Origin of the sequence: Streptomyces sp. SM11, from assembly GCF_002910905.1 — a bacterium.
Classification (GTDB): Bacteria; Actinomycetota; Actinomycetes; order Streptomycetales; family Streptomycetaceae; genus Streptomyces.
Window position 1 is genome coordinate 1 of the sequence record NZ_NEUE01000172.1, and the last position, 4,499, is coordinate 4,499.

A 4,499-nucleotide genomic window follows, 5' to 3' on the forward strand; every position below is an offset into this window, starting at 1 on the left:
GGACCGAGAACATCACCGTGTCCTGGCACTACATCGCGCGCATCTGGCGGGAGGAGAGCCTGAAGCCGCACCGGTCCGGCACTTTCAAGGTTTCCAAAGACCCCGCGTTCGCGGAGAAGGTGGCCGATGTGATCGGCCTGTATCTGGCCCCGCCGGGCGGCGCGGTGGTCCTCTCGATCGACGAGAAGACGCAGATCCAGGCGCTGGACCGGACCCAGCCGGTACTGCCGGTCGCCTTCGCGGCGAGCGAGAAGCGCACCGCCGGCTACGTCCGGCACGGCACCACGAACCTGTTCGCCGCCCTGAACGTGAGCACCGGCGAGGTGCTCGGCGAGTGCAAGCCGACCCGGAACGGCAAAGACTTCCTGGCCTTCCTGAAGAAGGCGGTGAAACCGCACGCCGGGAAGGACATCCATGTCGTCCTGGACAACCTCTCGACGCACACCACCCCGGAGGTCAAGGAATGGCTGTCGAAGAACCCACACGTCCACTTCCATTTCACTCCCGTCGGCTCCTCGTGGCTGAACCAGATCGAGATCTGGTTCGGAATCCTGACCCGGCAGTCCATACGCCGCGGCACCTTCTCCAGCGTCAACGTCCTGGTCAAACAGATCCGCGACTACATCAACTCCTGGAACACAACGGCCAAACCGTTCACCTGGACCGCGACCGCCGGCGAGGTCCTCGCGAAGGTCCGACTCGTCGCGACCAACGTGAAGAAACTCGTCAATAACAACTCGAACTGACATGAACGGGATCACGAGACACTAGCCGACGCCTTCTACGAAGCGGCAGTTGATCAGCAGGTGGAATCAACCTGAGTAAACGCCGAGGTCAGACGTCCTTGATCTGTACGCGGTCGCCGCACAGTTTCGACCAGTCGTCACGGTCCGAGGTCAGTACGAGGACGGGGGCCGGGGAGCGGAGCGCCATCGCGGCGACGAGGGCGTCGATGGCGTACTTGTGGCCGTGCAGGCCGCTGGCGTCGCTCAGCAGCTGCACCGCGGTGAGACTGTCCGCCTGGGTAGCGTCCTGGACTTGAAGGCGGGAGAGAAGCCAGCGCAGTCGGGCGGCGTCCGTCTTCCCGTAGACGGCCTCCACCACCGTCAGGGCCGACACGAGGACGGGCACGCCCACGCGACGAGCGGCCTCGATTCGGGTCACCATCTGACGGTCGTTGCGCAGGAGCAGCGACAGTGCCTGGGAGTCCAGGACTAGGGTCCTGGCCGCGGGCTCCTTCATGCGGCGCTGTCGTTCGACGCGTAGGGCGCCGGTGCGTCACCGAACAGTTCGCTCTGCGCGGCCTGGACTTCGGCTTCGCTAAGCGGCTCGTGCTCGGCTTCGTAGGCGGCCACGATCTCGGCGAGGCCGTCCATCGCGAGCTGATGACGGACCGCTGCCGTCACATACGCGGACACGCCGCGCTTGCCGGTACGTGTGCGCAGAGCACCGAGGAGTTCCGCGGGCATCGAGACCGAGATGTTCTCCGTGCCGCCGGGGCGGGGTGGCTTCATGGCTGCAAGTCTAGTACAGAAATTATTACAGCGCTTGGTGTGCTGCGCGGCCTGTATCCCGGCGGCGTTGATGCGTAGTCTTGGTGCTTCTGGATCTTTTGTGCTTTGCAGTGAATCCCGTGCTGGGATGTGCCCGCATAACCGCAGGTCGGGGCGGTTGTGGTGGAGTTCCGCTTCAACGTCTGATCGCATGTATGGAGGTGGCTTGACCTGCGGGGACGCGGGTCAAGCCGTCGTGCTGTCCGCGGCAGTCCACAGAACGGTTCGACCTGGCCCGGCTGCGTCGTGCATTCGGACCGCGGCAGCGGCCCGGAGTCAACCGGCCGCCGCAACACCGGGTTCTGGTTGATGGTAGTTGCTCGTTCGGTCGCCTCGCCGTTCGCGTGGCGCGCGACGCTCATGGGCGCCATGGCTGCGGTCTGACCCCATCTCTCACCAGCCGTGCCGCCGTTGAGGCGCAGGCTGCCGCCCCTGCCTTTCTTGTGGGCTCGTCCTCTTCGTCGTTCCGGTGAAGGATCGTCGTCGAGTTGTCGATGGATGCTGACGCATTGACGTAATGTTTGCGTCAATCTATGGTGGGGCATGCTCTTCCCCACGCCCGCTCTCACCGCCGAGGATCAGCGCGTTCTCGGTGAGATCGAAGATCTTCGTCGCTCGTTGCGCCTCCAGGTCCGGTCCACTCCGGCGAAGTGGACCGAAGGGCTGCGCAAGTTCTTGACTGCGGATGCGGTGGCGGCCTCCAACTCGATCGAGGGTTTCAAAGTGTCCACGGTCGACGTCGAGGACCTGCTGGAGGGCGAGCGGGATGTCGACGTCTCCGAGGAGGATCGTGAGGAGACGTTGGCTTATCAGCGGATGATGACCTATATCCAGACGCTGCACGACGTCGCGGACTTCCGGTACAGCAAGGAGCTGCTCAACGCGCTCCACTGGATGCTGCAGGGGCACAGGCACACTCCGCGGAAGCCAGCCGGGCAGTGGCGCCGTGGAGCGGTGTACGTGACAGACGCCCGCGATCCCAGCATCGCGGCATATACGGCACCGGACGCAGTCGAGGTTCCTGCGTTGACGGGTGAACTGGTCGAATGGCTGAACACGGACGACGGCCCGCACCCGCTGGTGCGGGCCGCCATGGCGCATCTCCACCTTGTTGCCATCCATCCATGGGCGGACGGCAACGGCCGTATGTCCCGATCCCTTCAAACGCTCATGATCGCGAGACAGGGCGAACTGGCCCCCGAGTTCTCCTTGATCGAGGCTTGGCTGGGGCGCCCCGGCAATACCTGGGAGTACTACCGCGAGTTGCAGCGTCGGGAGGCTACCTACCACCCCGACCAGGACGTCTCCGATTGGATCCGTTTCAACCTCACCGCGTACCACCAGCAGGCGCAGACCGTACGCCATCGCCTGGATCGTTCGAGTCGGGTGTGGCTCCTGCTGGGCGAGTTCGCGGAGGGCCGGGGGCTGGACGAGAGAGTGGTTTCCGCCCTGCACGATGTGGCGATGTCCGGGCGGGTGCGTCGTTCACGCTATGAACGAACGGAGGACCTGAGCCTGCAGCGGGCCCAACGCGACCTGCGGGACCTGGTCGCGGGCGAGGTCCTGACCCCGGTCGGCCGCACCCGTGCCCGCTTCTACACCGCCGGACCCGCCTTTCCGGGATCGGCTCTGGAAGCGGCCCGGACGCCGCTGTCGCTGGCTGATCCGTACACGCGCTGAGAGCATCTCGCGAACTGCCGAATCAGCCACGATGGGCGGTGCGGAGTAGGTGCACTCGCGGCACGCGCTACTTGTTGCTCGCTCAGCTGCCCATGGTCGGCGGAGCTGGACCTCGTTGTCCTCCCGGAAGCAGATCGGCCAGATCTGGGGGGTGTCTGATAATTCCCGTCGTCGCCCGTAGGGCGGCCGCGCGGCGTCAGGTGCGTGCTCTCGGCGTGCCGGCCCCAGGCCCTCGTACTGGGCGTACTTGGCTCCGGGGTCGGTGCGGCGAGAGTGTGTGCATGGCGTCGTGAGGTAGGCGGCAATTGTCAGACACTCCCTAGCACGAGCCGGGCGTCGTGCCCAGTGCGCGGGGCCCGCCTCAGCCGTAGCCGCAGTCGGGCGGCTACGGCTGAGTCCAGCCGTTGGCGAAGTCGTACTGGAGGTCCGTCCAGCGGCGAAGCTCGGCGGGGATGTAAGCGGGGTGGTCGTGGAGGTGGACCAGGGCATTGACCCACTGCTCCCAGAGGCCGTCGGGCTGGGGGAAACGGTCGGCATGGTGGGTGCCGAGTTGGGCGTCGAGGTGGTGGAGGGCGCCGAGGGCGGACGGCTGGTCGTAGCGGAGGTCGGTGCGGGGGAGGTAGCGTTCGAGGTAGGCGGTGAGGATCTCGGCGTCCGCGTGCGTGCCGAAGCGGGCCAGGGCGAAGCTGAAGTTCTCCCAAGGCCGGGTAGTTAGGGCCTGCCGGGAAACAAGCCGTCGCTTCCGTGGTCGAGCCTCGTTGTTGTGGTATGGGGAGACCGGAGGGGATCGAGACCGCCCTGGCGGTGAAGTTTCAGGCGCTGTTTCCGCACTTGGACGAGCGTCAGCGTCGGCTGGCCATAGGGGCCGAAGCGCGGTCGCTGGGGCATGGCGGCATCCGGGCCGTGGCCCGTGCGGCGGGGGTGCGTGAGGGGACTGTGTCGCGCGGGGTTGCTGAACTGGAGTCCGGTGAGGTGCTGTTGGGGCGGGTCCGCCGGGCGGGCGGGGGCCGCAAACGGGCGGTGGACCTGGATCCGGGACTGCGGCCCGCGCTGCTGGCCTTGGTGGAGCCGGACGTGCGCGGCGATCCGATGTCGCCGCTGCGGTGGACGGTGAAGTCGACGCGGCAGCTGGCCGCCGAGCTGACCCGGCAGGGCCACCGGGTCTCGGCGGACACGGTGGCGGCCGTGTTGCGCGAGGACGGGTTCAGCCTCCAAGGCAATGCCAAGACCGTCGAAGGCGCCCAGCACTCGGACCGGGACGGGCAG

5 protein-coding genes and 1 pseudogene are annotated in these 4,499 nt (G+C 66.6%); 3 read left to right on the plus strand and 3 right to left on the minus strand.

Features of this window, described 5'->3' with window-relative positions; translation table 11 throughout:
* Positions 1-746 (plus strand): IS630 family transposase (locus B9S58_RS15825; RefSeq protein WP_107494944.1); only part of this gene is annotated, 746 nt, incomplete at its 5' end.
* Positions 747-834: 88 nt separating this feature from the next.
* On the opposite strand, the gene B9S58_RS15830 is transcribed toward B9S58_RS15825, so the two are convergent.
* On the minus strand, positions 835-1,242 hold the full coding sequence (locus B9S58_RS15830) for a PIN domain-containing protein (RefSeq protein ID WP_103532753.1): 408 nt from the start codon (positions 1,240-1,242) through the stop codon (positions 835-837).
* Positions 1,239-1,514: a hypothetical protein gene (locus B9S58_RS15835; protein ID WP_103532754.1), complete on the minus strand. Its 276-nt coding sequence runs from the start codon at positions 1,512-1,514 to the stop codon at positions 1,239-1,241. Before B9S58_RS15835 ends, B9S58_RS15830 begins: the two co-directional genes overlap by 4 nt.
* A gap of 582 nt (positions 1,515-2,096) precedes the next feature.
* Between B9S58_RS15835 and B9S58_RS15840 the strand changes: the two genes are divergently transcribed.
* On the plus strand, positions 2,097-3,233 hold the full coding sequence (locus B9S58_RS15840) for a Fic family protein (protein ID WP_103532755.1): 1,137 nt from the start codon (positions 2,097-2,099) through the stop codon (positions 3,231-3,233).
* A 385-nt stretch (positions 3,234-3,618) separates the two neighbouring features.
* Here B9S58_RS15840 and B9S58_RS38460 read toward each other — a convergent pair whose 3' ends face one another.
* Positions 3,619-3,912, minus strand: a complete 294-nt coding sequence (locus B9S58_RS38460; RefSeq protein ID WP_219818893.1) for a DUF6000 family protein — start codon at positions 3,910-3,912, stop codon at positions 3,619-3,621.
* Between the two features lie 89 nt (positions 3,913-4,001).
* Here B9S58_RS38460 and B9S58_RS15855 point away from each other — a divergent pair.
* Positions 4,002-4,499 (plus strand): annotated as a pseudogene (locus tag B9S58_RS15855) (ISAzo13 family transposase); the annotation flags it as partial.